Source organism: Legionella israelensis, assembly GCF_004571175.1.
Lineage (GTDB): Bacteria > Pseudomonadota > Gammaproteobacteria > Legionellales > Legionellaceae > Legionella_D > Legionella_D israelensis.
Window position 1 is genome coordinate 1,870,487 of the sequence record NZ_CP038273.1, and the last position, 19,624, is coordinate 1,890,110.

Here is a 19,624-nt window from a genome sequence, read left to right on the forward strand (position 1 = left end):
GGTTTTTATTCTTCCAGGCTTGTGCGTAAGGAAATAATATCCGTCATGTCTTCAAGAGTAATCATGCCATATAGCTTACCATTATCAGTAACAAGTATACGGCGAATGTTTTCAGTACTCATTTTTTGCAGAACTTTCATGGCGGCTGTCTCTACATCAATCACTGCGGAGGAAGAACAATCCTGCATAACATCTCTGACAGTCAATGATGACCATGTCTGTTTATCGTGTTTTTTTATGTCATTTAGTGAAATGCAACCGACAAGTTTTTCCTTATCAACCACGGGATAAAAGCTGTGATAGTAACGATAGAAATAATGTTCACTCAGTTCATCAAGACTCATGTCAGGTTTTACTGCAACCACATCGGTCTTGACATATTTTCTGATCGATTCGTCAGCAAAAATTTGCCTTATTAATAATTCTTTGTAAGACATTTTTGAAATTCGTTCAATAAAAAAACCGAGCACAAACATCCAGATGCCGGCAATTAAAGCGCCTAAAATAAACTGCGCAATGCCGAAGCCCATTAATAAATAGCCAAAAAATTTCCCACCTTTACAGGCAATGTCCGTCGCCCATTTCACATCATCTTTCCACCACCACAAAAGGGAGCGAAAGACACGCCCGCCATCTAAGGGAAACCCTGGCAAAAGATTAAAAATGCCTACGACTAAATTGATCATGGCCAAATATTGAATGACGCCCGTAATTGCTGTTTGCCAATGTAGATAGATACCCATGTGGAATAAATAAAATAAAATAAAAGCAAAGGCAATACTGAACAGAGGGCCTGCAATCGCCATAAAAAACTCTGATTTGGGGTTAGGGGGCATATCATTCATATGAGCAATGCCGCCAAAAATAAAAAGCGTAATACCGCCAATCGGAATACCATAATAACGCCCAACCAGGGAATGGCATAATTCATGAAGAACAATCGATAAAAAAAGCCCTATGGCACCGGCAATGGCCATCAGCCAGTAGGTGAATGTAGTAAGTTTGGGAAAGTAGAAAGGAAAATATCCCGCAGCAAGCGTCCAGCAAACCAATAAGGCAAGGATGAACCAGGATGGGTCCAGTCGGACTTCAAATCCCACCAGATTAAATAAATGCAGTCCCGCCTTATTTTTTATTTTCCTTGTATTCAAAATGTCATTCTCGCTATCCATTTATCTAATAACCTAGGATATTTTAGTCGTTTAATCAATTTGTCGTTTTAAAGAGCAATTTTTCGGAATAGGAGTATTTTTCTAGTTTTACTGCGGATCATTTTTAAAGAAAAAAGTACAAGAACCCACCGAAAATGGAAGTAAAACTCGGAAAAGACTTCATAATCATAGAAAATCAGGACGAAACATTGCAATTTAATCCCGTTGTCCTAAAATAGTGACTATTTTTTAAACGCTAAAATCCATGGGGTCAACAGAACATCGAAATCACATGCTGGAGGTGGCTGGTTGGTCTTTGGCTGTTATTATTCCGGCCATTTTATGGTGGCTGCTTAAGAGTACTCTCCTGAATTGGGCCTGCATCAATTTTATGGTGATTTTCTCCGCCGCGCTTATCATGTGGATTTTTCGTCTTGTGCCGGAATATGCGCCCGCCGTTTTTGTTATTTTATCCACAATGCTACTGGGTTTAGCGCCTCAGCCAGTGTTGTTGTCAGGCTTTGAGTCTGACAGTTTTTTCATGGCCCTGAGTGTGTTTGGTATTGGCGCTGTAATCGTCAAATCAAGATTGTTCTATCGGCTCTCCTTGCTCACCTTAAATCACTTGCCTAAACATCGCATGTTACTGCAAATGGTCATCTTTGGTATAGGCGCTTTAATGACGCCAGTGATGACCGCCCAAAGCTCGCGGGTTTCCTTGATTGCTCATTTGCTGGAGGACATGAGAAAAACGGCTGGATTTAAGCCTTATAGTATAGCTGCGAATGGTTTGGCCTGTGCCGCTTTTAACGGCAGTATTTTATTGTCAGTGATTTTTTTGACTGGAAAATCCAGCAATTTCGTCCTTTTTGGTATGTTGCCAGAACAAGCTCAATGGCAATATGGCTGGTTAAACTGGTTAACTGCCGCAGCGCTGCCTGCTTTCATTCTTATGTTGGCTTTTTTTATCATGAGCAGTTGGATGTTTCGCAGTGATGAACCCATTCACATTAATCTTGTCACGATTCGAAAGGAATTATTACGTTTAGGAGCATTGTCAATTAATGAGTGGGCGGCCCTTATCAGTATTTTTGCCCTGCTGTTCGGTTTAATCTCTTCTTCCTGGCATCAGATCCCGAGTGCCTGGATCAGTTTTTCCATCTTTTTTGTTTTATTGACCTCAGGCATTCTCAATAAGCAGGATTTTAAAAGCAGTATTAACTGGCCTTTCTTATTTTATCTGGGAGCCATCATCGGCATTATGCAATGCGTTCAGGAAATTGGTATTGATAGCTGGATTATTGACAATTTTACCTGGTTAACCAATATTGCCGAAGATGAGCCCGTATGGTTTATGATTCTTATTTATATTTTAAGTTGGCTTGGAGGTTTTCTGTTTGGCACAATGGCTGCCCCAGCTTTATTATTTACGGTTTTTTTGCCGATAGCCCAACATTCTGTTTTAAATACCTGGTTAATTGCTTTTATTGTACTAATGGCTACCGAAGCATGGGTGTTTCCCTATCAGTCAAGCTATTATCTTTGCTATGAAGAGACGACTGCAAGCCATAAGGCCTATCATCTCAGACCCACCCTTATGATTAATTTCTGGTTTGTTTTTATTCGTCTTGCGGCAATATTAATAAGTATACCGGCATGGCATGTGATGGGTGTTTTATGAGGATAAAATCACTTATTCCTACCATGACCGGTGTTTTTCTTATTCTCGCCTTTTCTTTTCTTGGTTATCAACGCGTGCATAAGCCGCGTATTTTTATTCTCCACAGCTATAACGAATATATGCCTTGGGTTGAGCGTGTTAATCAAGGCATACGCCATGTGTTTAAGGACAAAGCCTACATCAGCCTTCGTTACTTTTATATGGACACAAAGCGTAGAAATTCGCCTGTATATATACAGCGAATTTCAAAGGCTGTTTTAGCTGCCATCCATGCCTGGAAGCCTGATGTGTTGATCAGTTTTGATAATGATGCTCAAAATCTAATAGGGCAGAATTTGACCCGTTTTAAAAACACAAAAATCATCATGGGTGGGGTTACGGACAACAAAAGATGGCCAGAGTATGATAAATTGCCGAACATTACCGGAATCACCGAAGAAATTCCTGTAGCAGCCATTAGGGAGGTTCTCTCTCTTATCTTTCGTCAGGAGCGAAGGATTTACTATTTATCCGATGATTCTATTACGTCCAGAACCCTGGAAAAGAATATGCTTTCTCAAAACTGGGGATCTTATGAATTAGTGGCACATAAACGTTTAAAGACATTGGATGAGTGGAAAGAGGCGGTACAAGAAGCAAACAAAACCGCCGATATTCTGCTTGTCTCTGTTTATCATTCCATTAAAGATGGCAAAAAAAATATCAACACCCAAAAACTGGTCTCCTGGATGAACGAAAACAGCCGTATCCCGGTGGTCGGTGTCTATGAATCATTTATTATCGATGGCGGAATGATTGCCATTGCTATTTCTGGCCTTGAGCAGGGTTATTCCGCAGCCTGGCTTGCTTTCAATGTCATTGAGAAAAAAATAGCTATCAGAGATATCCCTACGCTGCGAGGAAAAACTTTTTCCTTATTTATTAATAAGGATGAACTGCGCAAACGGTTTCCTCAGGCTCAAATCCCAATTATATTGGACACTTTTTCCAAATCCAGTTCAAAACTCAATCATCTTCAAAATCCGAACTTTAGAGAGCGGTAAATGCTGAGCCCTGCGCGGCGGAGGTGGCATCTGCTTATGCTGCGCAACATGAGTTAAATAAAAGACTCGCGACTAAAAGTAACCCGCTGTTCTATGGATTCTGCATGGGGCATTTCCTCGTAACGCTTTTCTATTAGATGATATCTTTTTAAAATGCCGGTTTTATTAGCAATTTGTATATTTAATCCTGGCCTGGCGTTTAACTCCAACATCATAGGCCCTTGCTCTTTATCAAGAACAATATCAACACCTAAATATCCTAAACCCGTTAACTCATAACAGCCAGCAGCAATTTTAAGTATTTTTTCCCAGTAGGGGACCGAAATATCGACCACTGAATGAAGCGTATCCGGATGATAGTCAATAATATCATTATGAAATACCGCAGTCAGAGTTTTACCTGTTTTTAGGCTGATACCGGCTCCAATCGCTCCCTGATGAAGATTTGCCTTGCCCCCGGATATGCGGGTAGGTAGGCGGACCATGGCCATGGCGGGATATCCAAGAAGGGTAATCACACGTATGTCCGGAACACCTTCATAACTCACTTCAGCAAAAACAGGGTCGACAATGACACGTTTTTCTATGAGAGCGTAATCACTGTAACCACCCAAGCTGAAAGCGCCGGATAAAAGGCAGGACAAATGATAGTTCAATTCCGAGTCTGTTATCAATTTACCATTAACCTGTCGGTAACGATTAAACACACGATCCGTAATAACCAAAATACCATCACCTCCCGCGCCTCTTGCGGGCTTAATGACAAAATCTTTGTATTTTTTCAAATGCTCATGCAGGGAATGAATCTCATGTTCTGTTTTGACCGACATGTATAAAGAAGGCACAGGGATATTGGCTTTCAAAGCCAGCTGCTTGGTTTTAAGTTTATCATCCACCAGGGGATAAAGCTTTCTTGGGTTATAACGTAACACATAATCGCTATTGCGCTGATTGATGCTTAAGATGCCTTGCTCCCGTAAACGGCGATATACTTTAAATAGCATGCTGGTTATCTCCGGCCAGGGCCTTGAAACGCATTAATTCTGTCAAACGATATCCGCGATATTGACCAAACCACAAAATAAAAGCCAGCAATATCAATAAGGTTTCCGGGAAGGCAAATACCAAATACTGTAATGGCGGATAATTCATGGCCCAATAACAAATAATAGCAGCGATCAGGCTTCCTATGCCTGATTTAATCGCTTCATAGGCCCCACGCTCATCCCAGGTAATACACATTCGTTCAATGGTCATGGTCAAAATGATCATGGGAAACAAGGCGACCGACAAACCTGTTTCCAACCCTAAGCTATGGCTCATCACTGAAATAAAGACCATGAGAAGTATAACTACGGTAAGAATGGCCGCAAGCCTTGGGACCAGTAAAAGTCGAAGTTGATCAAGATAAAATCGTACCAGTAAGCCGGCAGAGACGATAAAGGTAAATAAAACCACTCCCCAAATCACATGCGTTTCACGAAAAGCCAGAGCAATCAGTACAGGCATAAAAGTGCCAAATGTGCTGAGACCAATGAAATTACGCAGTAACAAGATGATAAATGCACCGATGGGAACGGTCAGCAATATTTTATAAGTTTCCTGCACATGAACCGGTAACTGGAGAAGTGAAAAGCGCAATAACTGTGAGTCTGATTCCAAAGCCCGTGACTTGGCAATTGTTAAGGCATTCATAGGAGTAGGTGAAACGGTCACTGTAAATTTGGGATTTTTACCGCCGTTTAACTCAAAAACAGGCTCGCTTCCATACTGCCAAACCAAAAAATTCTTTGGTAAACCCGCAGCTCCGGTGAGAGGATTAATGTACGCCCACTCCTTACCGTTATAAACAGCTAGAAGCCATTTAAAATCGGTTTTGTTTTGCCGTGTTAAATGAATTCCCCGCACAGATAAAGCATTAATATTGGCCTGATTTAAAACCAAAAGTGCTGCATTGACGATAGATTCATCATCAAAGCGGTTTCCCACCAACAATTTGGCATTACCGCTTTTTTTATTTAATTCTCTGATCGTGCTCTGGGCAAAGGTTTGAATATCGGCGGAAGCTTGTCTGACCTGGCTGGTTATTGTATCAACAGCAGATTTCTTACTTTCTTCAAGGGGTTGAGGAGATTTTGTCGCTTGCGGCTTTCCCAGGGCAGATTCGTTATTGTCGGTTTCACGGAATATGGCTCGATAATACAATGACTGAGGTCCGCTGCTTCGGCGGATGGACCATACTGTCTGACGGTTATAACCGCTGAGATTGGTCGTCACACCATAATTTCGGGAAACAAAATACTCATCAAGAATAGCAAAATAAGGTGGTAAATAAGGAATGGTAAAGCTGGCTTTAATCGGAGTGTTGCGACTGGCGGTAAAACGCAGATTGGCCTCAACTGTCCAGCTGTTAATGGTTTCAGTATCGGTTAACGGAACATCGAGGGAAAAATGTCGATACAGGAAAATACTTACTCCAGAAACCAGCAAGGTGAGAATCAGGCCATACACATGGCGTTTATTGCTTTTCATTTTTTATCCATTGTCTGGTTTGAGGTTGATATGAATGTTCGGGAGGGATCGATGATTCCTCCGAATTCAATAATGGCTTCTCGGCCAAGAAGAAGCGGATAATTAAACCGTTTACGGTTGGTAAGATTCACTTTTATCGTTCGAACTTTATTTCCCAGTTTAATATCCATTAAAACGACCGGCCGTTTAATGGCGCCTGTTTTTGATGAGCGAAATGGGCTTTCGCCGCTGCGAACCTTGATTTTAACATTTCCAAGAAATTTTTTTTGAAACACCACCGGGCCATTTTTAGTGGGTACGGTGAAACGAAGGTATGGCTCATCGTCAATTTCAATTTCATGGATATCGACCGCGTTTAAAGAAGCCGATTTAGCTCCCGTATCCATTTTGGCAGATAAGGTGAGGTTTTTATCAACTAAGGTCGCTTTTTCTACAAAGCCAAATAGGGTTTTTTCATTCTCGGCCATAGCAGTTCCGATAAATAACACTAAAGAAAAAAAAAGAATGATTATCTGTTTCATCAGAGCCCCTTGTTTTAAGAAATAGACTTCTAAAAACCAATGGATGATTATTTTGTCAATTTTATGTTGGTATTTCAAAAGTCCTGAATAACATACCAGATAAGTCAATTATGAAGAAGTGAGCAATTTTATAATAATGTGGCTAAATTAGCGAGTTTTGTAAACAGGAGGGATGAGTCCATATGCGTGCACTCATTTCATTTTTTGGTGCCAATTGTCCATTTTCTCTTCTATAAATGAAATGAGGACACTTGATGAAATAAAATTCTGAGCTGGGGTTTTAAAAGACAAACTTATTGACGGCTTTCAGTCGTTCATGGCTGCCAACATCAAACCAAAGACCGGTATAAATTTCTCCTGTGAGCCGTTGTTGCTGAGTCAGCTTCCTCAATAAAGGGATAACGGAATAACGCCCCAGAGGCAGTTTCTTAAAGATCTCAGGTCGGTAAACGGCGATGCCGGAATATGTATATTCTGCATGGTCGTTACTTAGGATACCTTTCCTAGACAAAGCAAAGTCACCAAAATGATTTAGAGCGGCATTATTTTTTACCAGCACCAAATGAGCAAGGCTTTCAGTTGGCAATTGAAGCTGACTGAAATCATAATCGGTATAGATATCTGCGTTAACACAGACAAAAGCTTCTGAACCAATCAAGGGAAGCGCATTAACAATGCCTCCACCTGTTTCCAGGCCCCCGGTAGGCTCGGGAGAATAGCTGATTTGAACGCCCCATTGATGACCCTTGCCAAGATGGCGTCGGATATGCCCACCCAGATAAGCATGATTAACGATGAGACGAGTGAAACCGGCTTTTGCCAGGCGAATCACATGATGTTCAATCAGGGTTTTGCCGTGAACCTCACAAAGTGATTTAGGTATTGCATCCGTGATAGGTTTCAGGCGGCTGCCGCGGCCGGCGGCAAGGATCATGGCAGTTTTCATGGTAAATTCACCCTGGTTTGCAAAAAATCCAAAAAAGTATGTAATTCAGGATAAAGCGCTGCACATTCTCGCACATAGTGTAGGGTTAAAGGCAAATCCTGCAGATAACCAGGCTTATTATCACGTAAATAAAGTCTTGTGAAGATTCCTAAAACTTTTAGATGACGCTGCAATCCACAGAGATCGAAAGCACGAATCACTTCATCGAGAGACCAGTCTCTGATATCAGTTGAACGGCGATGAAAATCAGCCAGCCACTGAAGAACTTGAGCTCGCGGCCATGATAAATAACAATCCTTGAGTAAGGAAACCAAATCATACATCAAGGGCCCTCTCATGGCATCCTGGAAATCAATGACCCCTAACCCATTATCGAGGATCATCAGGTTACGTGAGTGATAATCTCTATGGATTAACACCCGTGGCTGTTGATTGATTTGTTCAGCAATCCAGCACATAAGCTCAATAAGGAGTTTTTCTTCGCTGCTTGTTAATGTCAAGGATAAATAACGTTGCAAAAACCAATGCTTACACAAGCTGATTTCTTCCTGAATGAACTGGGTATTGAATAGAGGAAAAGATTCCGTTGGCCAAGCGTGCTGGATTTTAAAGAGGATGTCGATGGCCTGGCTGTAATAGAAGTTGACGTTGTCGGCATTAAGAGTATGTAAGAGTAATTTATCACCAAAATCTTCCAGCAGCAGAAAGCCGTCTTTTCTATTGATGGCAAAGATTTCAGGCGATAAAACATCATTGAGAGCCAGTATTTCGGCTATTTTAATGAATGGTTCAAGCCTTTCTTTTTCGGGAGGAGCATCCATCACGATTCGACTCATCCCGTTAACGGTTAAACGAAAATAACGCCTGAAACTGGCATCTCCTGCCAGAGGTATCAGGGTAAACATCGAATGGCCAATCAGTTTTTCCAGCCATTCTTTAAGTGTGTTTTCCCTTTGTTGCATGATATACTTCCCAACCTCTTTTTTCTGTATGCTTTATGGCTAAAATTGCAGGTGATTATATACCTCGACTTTAGCCATTTTTTCGGATCCCCAGGTCCATAAAGGAGGTATACATTGACTATGGACCGCGGTCGATGCCGTGGTGATTCGTATGCTACGAAAATGGCTAAAGTCGAGATAATATACCTAATAAGGATGAATTGTGCGATATTTCGGTCAAATAAAGTTAAATCACGCGAGTTTGATATAAGGTGACTTGATAGCAGTGAATATCAGATTTTATTACACCTTGGCTGCTATGATGGTTTTGATCTTGAGTCTGGTGTCAGCAGCGTTTTATGCAGCAGCTTTTGCTGGCGAGCTGAAAAGCGAACCGGTTCAGGCCTGTATCCGGGTGCCGGATGTATCTTTAAACTCTGTCGTTCGCGCTCAATATGCTCAATGTTTGGGTTGGTTGCCTGATCAGTCACCTCTCTGTTATGGTGCCTACAGCCCCGTTTCCATAGCTCCATTAGCTGATCCTGATGAAATTCGCATTATGGCGAAAGAAGTGTCCTTTTATCAGCAGGGACAGTCGCTTTTAAAAGGAAACGTGGAAGTGCAGGAGGGGCAGCGTGTGCTTAGCGCTCAAACAGCCTACGTATATCGTGATGCCAAGACCAGCCAGGTAAATCGCATTGAACTATTGGGCGATGTTCGCTACATGGAGCCGGATCGCCTGATGATTGCAAGAAAAGCCATCATTTATCCCCAGGATAAATCCGGGCAGGTGGAAGATGTATTATACCGTTTTAAAACTGGTCGCAGGGGCGCTATTTTGCCTGCCTGGGGAAGAGCCAGCCTTATACAACGTTTTCCTGATAAAGATTATCTGTTAAAGCAGGCAACTTACAGTAATTGCGCACCTCAAGACAATGCGTGGGAGATCCGCGCTGAAAGCATCAGGCTTGATCATGCCAAAGGCAGAGGGGTTGCCAGAAATGCTGTTTTACGGATACGTGATGTTCCGGTTTTGTATATACCTTATATCAGCTTTCCGACCAATAAAGAACGTAAATCCGGATTTTTAATGCCTGTCACTGGTTATTCCAATGTAGGTGGCTATGATTTAGCGCTTCCCTATTATTTGAATCTTGCCCCAAATTATGACGCCACGCTTATTCCTCATATGTATACCCGCCGTGGAGTGATGATGGGTGGGCAATTCAGATACCTGACAAAACAATCAACGGGCGTTGTGGAGGGACATTTTTTACCGCAGGACAGGGCTTTTAAGAATTTTGTTCGTGAAAATTTACTGCAATACCCGACATTAAAAAATGAATCCTTTAATCGTTGGTCTGTAGGTATACATGACATTACCTCATGGAGTCCAAATTTGCGTTCAACCATTAATTTCCAGCAAGTCTCAGATGACTATTTTTTACAGGATTTCAGCACAAACCTGGCTGTATTGACTGAAAGGCAGTTAATCAGACAAGCGGATATGGTTTATTTCAGTGAGCATTGGAAATTCAAAGCCATGGCGCAGAGTTATCAGACTTTAAACCCCGTCAACCAGACCCCGGTTGAGGGCGTTTATGAACGCTTGCCTCAACTGTTTGCGCAGGGACTTTATACCGACTTACCCTTAAATGCCGATTTTCAGTTGTTGAGTCAATATGATCAGTTTCACTGGCCAAACGATTCGGTACGTCTTCGCCCTGAGGGTCCTCGTCTTCATCTTAACCCTATATTAGGTTTTCCGCAGACACAGCCTTGGGGATATTTAACGCCTTCGGTGCAGCTTGTGGAAGATTATTATGACGTTAATTACAATAATCGTAAGATTTCAGATCAGAATTTCAATCGCACTATCCCAAGATACAGTATTGACGGCGGCCTTTTTTTTGAACGAAATATTCAACTCATGGGGCAGTCTTATACGCAAACGCTGGAGCCACGATTATTTTATCTTTACGTTCCCTATCGTGATCAGACACAAATACCTGTCTATGATTCAGCGTATATGATTTTCAATACCGATCAATTGTTCAGGACAAACCGTTTTTCCGGTTATGATCGCGTCGGAGATGCCAATCAACTCTCCTATGCGGTGGCCTCCCGCTGGTTATCTGAAGAAACAGGCAATGAAAAGGCCAGTTTTTCCATCGGTCAAATCCGTTATTTTTCTGACCGTCGTGTTCAATTATGTCAGAGCATTACTGGTCAATGTACCGATAATCCAAATGCGCTGGGATTTTTATCCCCCGATTCTGAATATTCACCGGTGGCTGCGAGAGCAACCTATCACTTTAGCCCTTCCTGGATTTTAACCGGTGATTATGTTTGGGATCCTGCAACCCGTGCGACCAATAACGGCCATCTCAATTTTCATTATCAACCCGCATACAATCATGTGCTTCGTTTTGCTTACAGTTATTTAGTGAATGGCGATGTCAGTCCCGTGGCCGATAATACGTTTAAAAACACGACACTGCATCAGGCAACCTTTGCTTATGCCTGGCCTTTTAATGATCATTGGAGTAGCCTTGGCGCTTACAGTTATAACCTTAGTAAGGGTTATGGCATGATGACTTTTCTAGGAATACAGTATGACAGTTGTTGTTGGGCGGTTCGTTTATTAGGAGGCCGTACCTTTAAGAATTTAAATTCAGATTTCAGGCCGGAATATAATAACAATGTTTATTTGCAGATTTTATTAAAAGGACTAGGCTCTGTTGCCAATAGCGATCCCTACAGCACCATACATACGTATATTCCAGGTTATAATGATCAATTTCATCGATGAGTTTGGGAGACAATCAATTTAAATTGCTTGTTTTTTATAAATATTGCCCTATATTTGTCGCTAAACTGATGGGCATCAAAATGAGGTTAGATATGTTGGCTCGAGTTATTATATGTCTGCTTTTCTTTTCATCCGTGGCTTTTGCTGAAAGCACGCAACTCTTAGATAAAGTAGTTGCTCTGGTAAATGATGATGTGATTACAGAAACTGAGTTAAATGCGCAGGTAGATGTCTTAAAAAGACAGATCCTTGCCAAAAAAATGGCTTTGCCGGAAGATAAGATCTTGCGTAAGCAGGTATTGCAGCATTTAATTGATGTTGACCTGCAATTACAGCTCGCCAAAAACAATGGTATTACCGTAGACAGCATTGAACTGGACGAGGCAATCCATAAAATAGCTGAAACGAATAAATTGACGCTATCTCAATTGCGAGAGGAAGTGATTCGACAGGGAATGAGCTGGAAAGAATATCGACAAAATATTCGTAAGGAGATGATTATTTCACGCTTGCAGCAAAAAGCTGTAGGTAAAGATGTGGTCATATCAAAAGAACAAGTGGAAAATTATCTTAAAGCAGCAAAGCAGACGAATAAATCAGAGCAGACCTTCCACGTACAAAACATTGTTATTCCATTGCCTGAAGAGCCTACTACAGAGCAGCTGACAAAAGCTAAAAATAAAGCCCAGAAATTATTGGCCAAAATCAAAAAAGGTGAAAATTTTACTCGTCTGGCTGTGGAAGAGTCCAGTGGAGAGTTTGCTTTAGAAGGCGGGGATTTGGGGGAGCGTCACCTGGCTGAGTTACCGGACGTATTTGCCAAAGAAGTGGTTAAAATGAAAGCAGGGGAAGTGGCCGGACCATTAAGAACAGGGAATGGGTATCAGTTAATTAAATTAATTTCAACAAGTGAGAATAAAAAACAACCTCACTTGATCACCAAAACTCATGTGCGTCATATTTTATTGAAACCCACTGCTGGCATGACTCCAGAAGAGGCCAGAAAGCAGGTCAATAATATCTATCAGCAGCTTAAAGCAGGTAAGGATTTTGCGCTGATGGCTAAACAATATTCACTGGATGCCACAAGTGCGGTTAAAGGAGGGGATTTAGGCTGGGTAAAGCCTGGAGAGTTGGTGCCCGAATTTGAAGACACTATGAATAAGCTTCCGCTGAACAAGGTGAGCGAACCGGTTAAATCGCAATTTGGCTGGCACCTTATTCAGGTTTTAGGGCGAAAAAAAGAGGATGATTCGGATGCTTTTGAGAAAGCACAGGTTTTGCAACATTTGCAGCAGCGAAAATTTGTTGAGGCCGTGCAAAATTGGCAGCAACATCTGCGTGCTGATGCCTATGTGAAAATTATGGATAAGGACTTGACATGAAGCCCTTATTGGTTAGTAGCGGTGAGCCTGCTGGCATCGGGCCTGATATATGTCTGGCTCTAGCCGATCTGAATATTCCTCTTGTTATCCTTGGGGATGTAGATGTTTTGCAAGCGCGCGCACGGGCAATCAATAAAGCAATAATTTTTAAAGAATACCAATCCGGAGTTGAGGTAGATGCACGAAAAGGTCAGTTAACCATCTTGCCGCTCTCATGCCCTGAAAGGGTAATACCAGGCCAATTAAATGACAGGAATGCTTCCTATGTTCTGGAATTATTATCTCTTGCCGTAGACTTGACGCTGAATCATACATTTTCTGCTTTGATAACGGCACCTGTTCATAAGGCCATAATTAATAAAGCCGGTTATGCATTTACGGGGCATACTGAATTTCTGGCGAAGAAGTGTCAGGTTGAGACTGCTGTGATGATGTTGGTTACAGAATTCATGCGGGTGGCATTGGTGACTACCCATCTCCCCTTAAAGCAGGTTTCGAATGTTATTAATAAAGAACTGATCGTGTATGTTGTTGAAACGGTCATTTCATCCTTGCAGAAAGATTTCAACATACCTTCTCCGAAAATAAAAATAGCTGGATTAAATCCCCATGCAGGTGAATCAGGTTATTTAGGACAGGAAGAGACGGACATCATCCATCCAGCTTTAGAAGCACTACGTTCCAATAAATATAAAATTGAAGGCCCTCTGCCGGCAGATACAATGTTTGTTCATCATAGCCCTGAGTCCTGTGATGCTTTTGTAGCCATGTATCATGATCAAGGCTTGCCTGTATTGAAATATTCTGGTTTTGGACAAGCCGTAAACGTGACTTTGGGGCTTCCTGTTATTCGAACATCGGTGGATCATGGCACGGCATTGGAGTTAGCCGGAAAAGGAATTGCAGACTCTGCCAGTTTGCTTGCCGCTGTTAGGCTTGCTGCAGAGATGGTCTTAAACAGGGAGCATAGCGATGACAAATCTTAGTTTAATTGCAGCGGTAGATGAGCGTGGAGGTTTGGGAAAAAATAATCAGTTATTATGTCATTTGCCAGCCGATCTTCAGCATTTTAAAACATTAACAATGGGAAAGCCTGTTGTCATGGGACGTAAAACGTATCAATCCATTGGCAGACCGCTTCCTGGTCGCCTCAATATTGTCATCAGCCGGAAGATGCAATCGATTGAAGGCGTTACGACAGTGAATTCAATTGAAGCTGCAATAGAGGCTGCTTCTGACGCATCGGAAATCATGATCATTGGTGGTGCTGAATTATTTGCACAAACGCTATCTCTGGCAAATCGTCTATACTTAACCGTGATACATCATCAATTTACTGCTGATACCTTTTTTCCTGAAATTGACCTGTCGGCTTGGGACTGTGAATCGAGTGTGACAAGATGGCATGATGAAAGAAATCCATACGATTTAACTTTTTATCGTTATATAAAAAGATAATTCCCACCATTAATGTCTTTTTTTCAAAAAAAGTAAAAAAAGCGATTGACAGTAGATGAGAAATGGTTAGAATGTGCAGACGCTTTTGGGGCGAGTTCATTAAGAAGTTAGAAGACAAACTGTGTGGGCGCTTTGAAGGAATTTGGAGTGCTTGAAGAAAAGAAGCTAGTGTAGACTAGCGCTAGGTATTGAACTGAAGAGTTTGATCCTGGCTCAGATTGAACGCTGGCGGCATGCCTAACACATGCAAGTCGAACGGCAGCATGGTCCAGCTTGCTGGACTGATGGCGAGTGGCGAACGGGTGAGTAATGCGTAGGAATATGCCTTAGAGAGGGGGATAACCCGGGGAAACTCGGGCTAATACCGCATATGCTCTTTGGAGTAAAGCTGGGGACCTTATGGCCTGGCGCTTTAAGATTAGCCTACGTCCGATTAGCTAGTTGGTGAGGTAAGGGCTTACCAAGGCTATGATCGGTAGCTGGTCTGAGAGGATGGACAGCCACACTGGGACTGAGACACGGCCCAGACTCCTACGGGAGGCAGCAGTGGGGAATATTGGACAATGGGGGGAACCCTGATCCAGCAATGCCGCGTGTGTGAAGAAGGCCTGAGGGTTGTAAAGCACTATCGGTGGGGAGGAAGTTCAGTTGGTTAAGAGCTGACTGGATTGACGTTACCCACAGAAGAAGCACCGGCTAACTCCGTGCCAGCAGCCGCGGTAATACGGAGGGTGCGAGCGTTAATCGGAATTACTGGGCGTAAAGGGTGCGTAGGTGGTTTGGTAAGTTATCTGTGAAATTCCTGGGCTTAACCTAGGCTGGTCAGATAAGACTGCTGGACTGGAGTATAGGAGAGGGCAGTGGAATTTCCGGTGTAGCGGTGAAATGCGTAGAGATCGGAAGGAACACCAGTGGCGAAGGCGGCTGCCTGGCCTAATACTGACACTGAGGCACGAAAGCGTGGGTAGCGAACAGGATTAGATACCCTGGTAGTCCACGCTGTAAACGATGTCAACTAGCTGTTGGCTTTATAGAGAAAGTTAGTGGCGCAGCAAACGCGATAAGTTGACCGCCTGGGGAGTACGGTCGCAAGATTAAAACTCAAAGGAATTGACGGGGGCCCGCACAAGCGGTGGAGCATGTGGTTTAATTCGATGCAACGCGAAGAACCTTACCTACCCTTGACATACAGTGGAGCTTGCAGAGATGCGAGTGTGCCTTCGGGAACACTGGTACAGGTGCTGCATGGCTGTCGTCAGCTCGTGTCGTGAGATGTTGGGTTAAGTCCCGTAACGAGCGCAACCCTTATTCTTAGTTACCAGCACGTTATGGTGGGGACTCTAAGGAGACTGCCGGTGACAAACCGGAGGAAGGCGGGGACGACGTCAAGTCATCATGGCCCTTACGGGTAGGGCTACACACGTGCTACAATGGACGGTACAGAGGGAAGCGAAGGGGCGACCTGGAGCGAATCCTTAAAAGCTGTTCGTAGTCCGGATTGGAGTCTGGAACTCGACTCCATGAAGTCGGAATCGCTAGTAATCGCGAATCAGCATGTCGCGGTGAATACGTTCCCGGGCCTTGTACACACCGCCCGTCACACCATGGGAGTGGGCTGCACCAGAAGTAGATAGTCTAACCTTCGGGGGGACGTTTACCACGGTGTGGTTCATGACTGGGGTGAAGTCGTAACAAGGTAGCCGTAGGGGAACCTGCGGCTGGATCACCTCCTTAAATATAAAGATAAAAGGTGCGACAAATCCTCAAAACGCCCACACAGTTTGTTTTCAAGAAGTATTCAGGAGTTAGTTTCTGTCTGGATCCTGAGATTGGGTCTGTAGCTCAGTTGGTTAGAGCGCACCCCTGATAAGGGTGAGGCCGGTGGTTCAAGTCCACCCAGACCCACCAAACCAACCGGATTATAAATTGCGTTTCCAGATCAAAGTGTTCTTTTTGAGAATATTTTGATCTGGATAACCAGAGGTTCATTAAAAATTAGGGTAGAGATTGAAGTTTTTAGCTGAGACTGATTGGTTTTGTTGCTGATTGGGTGAGGTTAGAGACGACGAGGTAACACAAGCGAAGAAGTATTGTCTTCATGTTGGATATAGTCTTGAGTGATTTGAGGTTATATGGTCAAGAAGAGAAGCGCAAACGGTGGATGCCTTGGCAGTAAGAGGCGAAGAAGGACGTGGTATTCTGCGAAAAGCCTGGGGGAGCTGAAAACGAGCGTTGAACCTGGGATGTCCGAATGGGGTAACCCGGCTAATTTATTAGTCATTCATACTTGAATACATAGGGTATGGAAGCGAACTTGGGGAACTGAAACATCTAAGTACCCAAAGGAAAAGAAATCAAGAGAGATTCTCTTAGTAGCGGCGAGCGAACGGGGAGGAGCCTGGCGTGATTTAGCGTTGATGTGAGTGGAATTATCTGGGAAGGTAAGCCGGAGAGGGTGAAGGCCCCGTACACGAAGCATTGATGTAGAACTAGGCACGCGGAGAAGTAGGCCGGAACACGCGAAATTCTGGTTGAAGATGGGTGGACCATCATCCAAGGCTAAATACTCCTTACTGACCGATAGTGAACGAGTACCGTGAGGGAAAGGTGAAAAGAACCCCGGAGAGGGGAGTGAAATAGACCTGAAACCGTTTGCGTACAAGCAGTGGGAGCCTGACTTAGGTTAGGTGACTGCGTACCTTTTGTATAATGGGTCAGCGAGTTACTTTCAGTGGCGAGGTTAACCGGATAGGGGAGCCGTAGAGAAATCGAGTTTGAATAGAGCGATAGTCGCTGGGAGTAGACCCGAAACCGGGCGATCTAGCCATGTGCAGGATGAAGGTTGGGTAACACCAACTGGAGGTCCGAACCGGGTAATGTTGAAAAATTATCGGATGACGTGTGGCTAGGAGTGAAAGGCTAATCAAGCCCGGAGATAGCTGGTTCTCCCCGAAAGCTATTTAGGTAGCGCCTCGTGGGTTGATTACTGGGGGTAGAGCACTGTTTCGGCTAGGGGGCTGTCATGGCTTACCAAACCGATGCAAACTCCGAATACCGGATAATTGGACCACGGGAGACACACGGCGGGTGCTAACGTCCGTCGTGGAGAGGGAAACAACCCAGACCGCCAGCTAAGGTCCCGAAGTATGATTAAGTGGGAAACGATGTGGGAAGGCATAGACAGCCAGGAGGTTGGCTTAGAAGCAGCCATCCTTTAAAGAAAGCGTAATAGCTCACTGGTCGAGTCGGCCTGCGCGGAAGATGTAACGGGGCTAAAATCATACACCGAAGCTGCGGATGTGTAGTGATACACGTGGTAGGGGAGCGTTCTGTAGGCCGATGAAGGTTGACTGAGAAGTGAGCTGGAGGTATCGGAAGTGCGAATGCTGACATGAGTAACGATAAAGAGGGTGAAAAACCCTCTCGCCGGAAGTCTAAGGATTCCTGCACGACGCTAATCGGAGCAGGGTGAGTCGGCCCCTAAGGCGAGGCAGAGATGCGTAGTCGATGGGAACCAGGTTAATATTCCTGGACTTTCTGTAAGTGGTGAAGTGGGGACGAAGGAGGCTAGGTGAGCCGGGCGATGGTTGTCCTGGTACTTGCATGTAGGCGGAGAGACTTGGCAAATCCGGTTTCTTGTTAACGCTGAGGTGCGAAGTGGTTCTGGCATTTCGATGCGCAGAGAAGTCACTGATGCCATGCTTCCAGGAAAAGCTGCTAGCCATAACTTACGGAGAACCGTACCGCAAACCGACACAGGTAGACAGGTAGAGAATACCAAGGCGCTTGAGAGAACTCGGGTGAAGGAACTAGGCAAAATGGTACCGTAACTTCGGGAGAAGGTACGCCTTTGCTGGTGAATTGCTTTACGTAATGAGCTGGTGGAGGCCGCAGAGACCAGGTGGCTGCGACTGTTTATTAAAAACACAGCACTCTGCAAATTCGTAAGAAGACGTATAGGGTGTGACGCCTGCCCGGTGCCGGAAGGTTAATTGATGCTGTTATCCTGCCACCGGATTGCTTGTAGATGAAGGTGAACGACGAATGAGCGAAGGCGTTTACATTGGGTAAATGACTGAGCGAAAGAGGGGTTCAACGCACAGATACGAGTAATGCGGTGGCAGGAGAAGCGGTTGATCGAAGCCCCGGTAAACGGCGGCCGTAACTATAACGGTCCTAAGGTAGCGAAATTCCTTGTCGGGTAAGTTCCGACCTGCACGAATGGCGTAACGATGGCCACACTGTCTCCACCCGAGACTCAGTGAAATTGAAATCGCTGTGAAGATGCAGTGTACCCGCGGCTAGACGGAAAGACCCCGTGAACCTTTACTACAGCTTTGCACTGGACTTTGATGATGACTGTGTAGGATAGGTGGGAGGCTATGAAGTGCGAACGCCAGTTTGCATGGAGCCGACCTTGAAATACCACCCTGTTGTTATTGAGGTTCTAACTTAGGCCCGTAATCCGGGTTGAGGACAGTGTATGGTGGGTAGTTTGACTGGGGCGGTCTCCTCCCAAAGAGTAACGGAGGAGCACAAAGGTACCCTCGGTACGGTCGGACATCGTACCAAGAGTGTAAAGGCATAAGGGTGCTTGACTGCGAGACGGACGTGTCGAGCAGGAACGAAAGTTGGTCTTAGTGATCCGGTGGTTCTGAATGGAAGGGCCATCGCTCAACGGATAAAAGGTACTCCGGGGATAACAGGCTGATACCGCCCAAGAGTTCATATCGACGGCGGTGTTTGGCACCTCGATGTCGGCTCATCACATCCTGGGGCTGAAGCAGGTCCCAAGGGTATGGCTGTTCGCCATTTAAAGTGGTACGCGAGCTGGGTTTAGAACGTCGTGAGACAGTTCGGTCCCTATCTGCCGTGGGCGTAGGAAAATTGAGAGGGGCTGCTCCTAGTACGAGAGGACCGGAGTGGACGAACCTCTGGTGCGCCGGTTGTCACGCCAGTGGCATGGCCGGGTAGCTAAGTTCGGACGGGATAACCGCTGAAAGCATCTAAGCGGGAAGCCTTCCTCAAGATGAGTTTTCCCTTGAAGCCCGTTGAAGACGACGACGTTGATAGGCGAGGTGTGGAAGCGCAGTAATGTGTGAAGCTAACTCGTACTAATTGGCTGATTGTCTTGACCATATATCCTGAAATCAT

Annotated in this window: 12 protein-coding genes, 1 tRNA gene and 2 rRNA genes; 9 read left to right on the forward strand and 6 right to left on the reverse strand. The window is 44.3% G+C overall.

All coding sequences use genetic code 11. From position 1 onward, the window contains the following. Positions 1-5 precede the first annotated feature (5 nt). Positions 6-1,172, reverse strand: coding sequence for a site-2 protease family protein (locus tag E4T55_RS08435; protein ID WP_058501534.1), 1,167 nt, complete (start codon positions 1,170-1,172; stop codon positions 6-8). A 244-nt stretch (positions 1,173-1,416) separates the two neighbouring features. Between E4T55_RS08435 and E4T55_RS08440 the strand changes: the two genes are divergently transcribed. Beyond that, positions 1,417-2,832 (forward strand): SLC13 family permease, encoded by a 1,416-nt coding sequence (locus tag E4T55_RS08440; protein WP_082636514.1) that lies wholly within the window; start codon positions 1,417-1,419, stop codon positions 2,830-2,832. Beyond that, on the forward strand, positions 2,829-3,875 hold the full coding sequence (locus E4T55_RS08445; protein WP_058501532.1) for an ABC transporter substrate-binding protein: 1,047 nt from the start codon (positions 2,829-2,831) through the stop codon (positions 3,873-3,875). The genes E4T55_RS08440 and E4T55_RS08445 overlap by 4 nt, the downstream gene beginning before the upstream one ends. 53 nt (positions 3,876-3,928) lie before the next feature. Here the strand turns inward: E4T55_RS08445 and E4T55_RS08450 are convergent, their stop codons facing one another. From E4T55_RS08450 to E4T55_RS08470, 5 genes are all read right to left on the reverse strand, one after another. Then, on the reverse strand, positions 3,929-4,879 hold the full coding sequence (locus tag E4T55_RS08450; protein ID WP_058501531.1) for an alpha-L-glutamate ligase-like protein: 951 nt from the start codon (positions 4,877-4,879) through the stop codon (positions 3,929-3,931). Then, on the reverse strand, positions 4,869-6,407 hold the full coding sequence (locus tag E4T55_RS08455) for an inactive transglutaminase family protein (protein WP_058501530.1): 1,539 nt from the start codon (positions 6,405-6,407) through the stop codon (positions 4,869-4,871). Before E4T55_RS08455 ends, E4T55_RS08450 begins: the two co-directional genes overlap by 11 nt. Then, positions 6,404-6,928 carry an ATP-dependent zinc protease family protein gene (locus tag E4T55_RS08460; protein WP_058501529.1) on the reverse strand — a complete coding sequence of 175 codons (525 nt, stop codon included), beginning with the start codon at positions 6,926-6,928 and terminating at the stop codon, positions 6,404-6,406. The genes E4T55_RS08455 and E4T55_RS08460 overlap by 4 nt, the downstream gene beginning before the upstream one ends. 280 nt (positions 6,929-7,208) lie before the next feature. After that, on the reverse strand, positions 7,209-7,874 hold the full coding sequence (gene murU, locus E4T55_RS08465) for an N-acetylmuramate alpha-1-phosphate uridylyltransferase MurU (protein ID WP_058501528.1): 666 nt from the start codon (positions 7,872-7,874) through the stop codon (positions 7,209-7,211). Next, positions 7,871-8,836 (reverse strand): aminoglycoside phosphotransferase family protein, encoded by a 966-nt coding sequence (locus tag E4T55_RS08470; RefSeq protein WP_058501527.1) that lies wholly within the window; start codon positions 8,834-8,836, stop codon positions 7,871-7,873. Before E4T55_RS08470 ends, murU begins: the two co-directional genes overlap by 4 nt. 301 nt (positions 8,837-9,137) lie before the next feature. Here E4T55_RS08470 and E4T55_RS08475 point away from each other — a divergent pair, with 301 nt between their 5' ends. The 7 genes from E4T55_RS08475 to E4T55_RS08505 all read left to right on the forward strand — a co-directional run bounded on the left by E4T55_RS08475 (position 9,138) and on the right by E4T55_RS08505 (position 19,609). Further along, positions 9,138-11,627: an LPS-assembly protein LptD gene (locus E4T55_RS08475; protein ID WP_058501539.1), complete on the forward strand. Its 2,490-nt coding sequence runs from the start codon at positions 9,138-9,140 to the stop codon at positions 11,625-11,627. Between the two features lie 92 nt (positions 11,628-11,719). Then, the gene (locus tag E4T55_RS08480) at positions 11,720-13,012 is read left to right on the forward strand and encodes a peptidylprolyl isomerase (RefSeq protein ID WP_058501538.1); all 1,293 of its coding nucleotides are present in this window, start codon (positions 11,720-11,722) and stop codon (positions 13,010-13,012) included. Beyond that, positions 13,009-13,998 (forward strand): 4-hydroxythreonine-4-phosphate dehydrogenase PdxA, encoded by a 990-nt coding sequence (pdxA, locus tag E4T55_RS08485; protein ID WP_058501526.1) that lies wholly within the window; start codon positions 13,009-13,011, stop codon positions 13,996-13,998. The genes E4T55_RS08480 and pdxA overlap by 4 nt, the downstream gene beginning before the upstream one ends. Beyond that, the gene (locus E4T55_RS08490; RefSeq protein ID WP_058501525.1) at positions 13,985-14,470 is read left to right on the forward strand and encodes a dihydrofolate reductase; all 486 of its coding nucleotides are present in this window, start codon (positions 13,985-13,987) and stop codon (positions 14,468-14,470) included. Before pdxA ends, E4T55_RS08490 begins: the two co-directional genes overlap by 14 nt. A gap of 190 nt (positions 14,471-14,660) precedes the next feature. Further along, a 16S ribosomal RNA gene (locus E4T55_RS08495) occupies positions 14,661-16,204 on the forward strand. Positions 16,205-16,301: 97 nt separating this feature from the next. After that, positions 16,302-16,378, forward strand: a tRNA-Ile gene (locus E4T55_RS08500). Between the two features lie 226 nt (positions 16,379-16,604). Next, a 23S ribosomal RNA gene (locus E4T55_RS08505) occupies positions 16,605-19,609 on the forward strand. The 16S and 23S rRNA genes sit together here with 1 tRNA gene alongside, the layout of an rRNA operon. Positions 19,610-19,624: the final 15 nt, after the last annotated feature.

Coding starts and splice junctions, on each gene's coding strand:
- E4T55_RS08435 (WP_058501534.1), bottom strand. CDS start 1,172: ATGGATAGCGAGAATGACATTTTGAATACAAGGAAAATAAAAAATAAG.
- E4T55_RS08440 (WP_082636514.1), top strand. CDS start 1,417: ATGGGGTCAACAGAACATCGAAATCACATGCTGGAGGTGGCTGGTTGG.
- E4T55_RS08445 (WP_058501532.1), top strand. CDS start 2,829: ATGAGGATAAAATCACTTATTCCTACCATGACCGGTGTTTTTCTTATT.
- E4T55_RS08450 (WP_058501531.1), bottom strand. CDS start 4,879: ATGCTATTTAAAGTATATCGCCGTTTACGGGAGCAAGGCATCTTAAGC.
- E4T55_RS08455 (WP_058501530.1), bottom strand. CDS start 6,407: ATGAAAAGCAATAAACGCCATGTGTATGGCCTGATTCTCACCTTGCTG.
- E4T55_RS08460 (WP_058501529.1), bottom strand. CDS start 6,928: ATGAAACAGATAATCATTCTTTTTTTTTCTTTAGTGTTATTTATCGGA.
- murU (WP_058501528.1), bottom strand. CDS start 7,874: ATGAAAACTGCCATGATCCTTGCCGCCGGCCGCGGCAGCCGCCTGAAA.
- E4T55_RS08470 (WP_058501527.1), bottom strand. CDS start 8,836: ATGCAACAAAGGGAAAACACACTTAAAGAATGGCTGGAAAAACTGATT.
- E4T55_RS08475 (WP_058501539.1), top strand. CDS start 9,138: ATGGTTTTGATCTTGAGTCTGGTGTCAGCAGCGTTTTATGCAGCAGCT.
- E4T55_RS08480 (WP_058501538.1), top strand. CDS start 11,720: ATGTTGGCTCGAGTTATTATATGTCTGCTTTTCTTTTCATCCGTGGCT.
- pdxA (WP_058501526.1), top strand. CDS start 13,009: ATGAAGCCCTTATTGGTTAGTAGCGGTGAGCCTGCTGGCATCGGGCCT.
- E4T55_RS08490 (WP_058501525.1), top strand. CDS start 13,985: ATGACAAATCTTAGTTTAATTGCAGCGGTAGATGAGCGTGGAGGTTTG.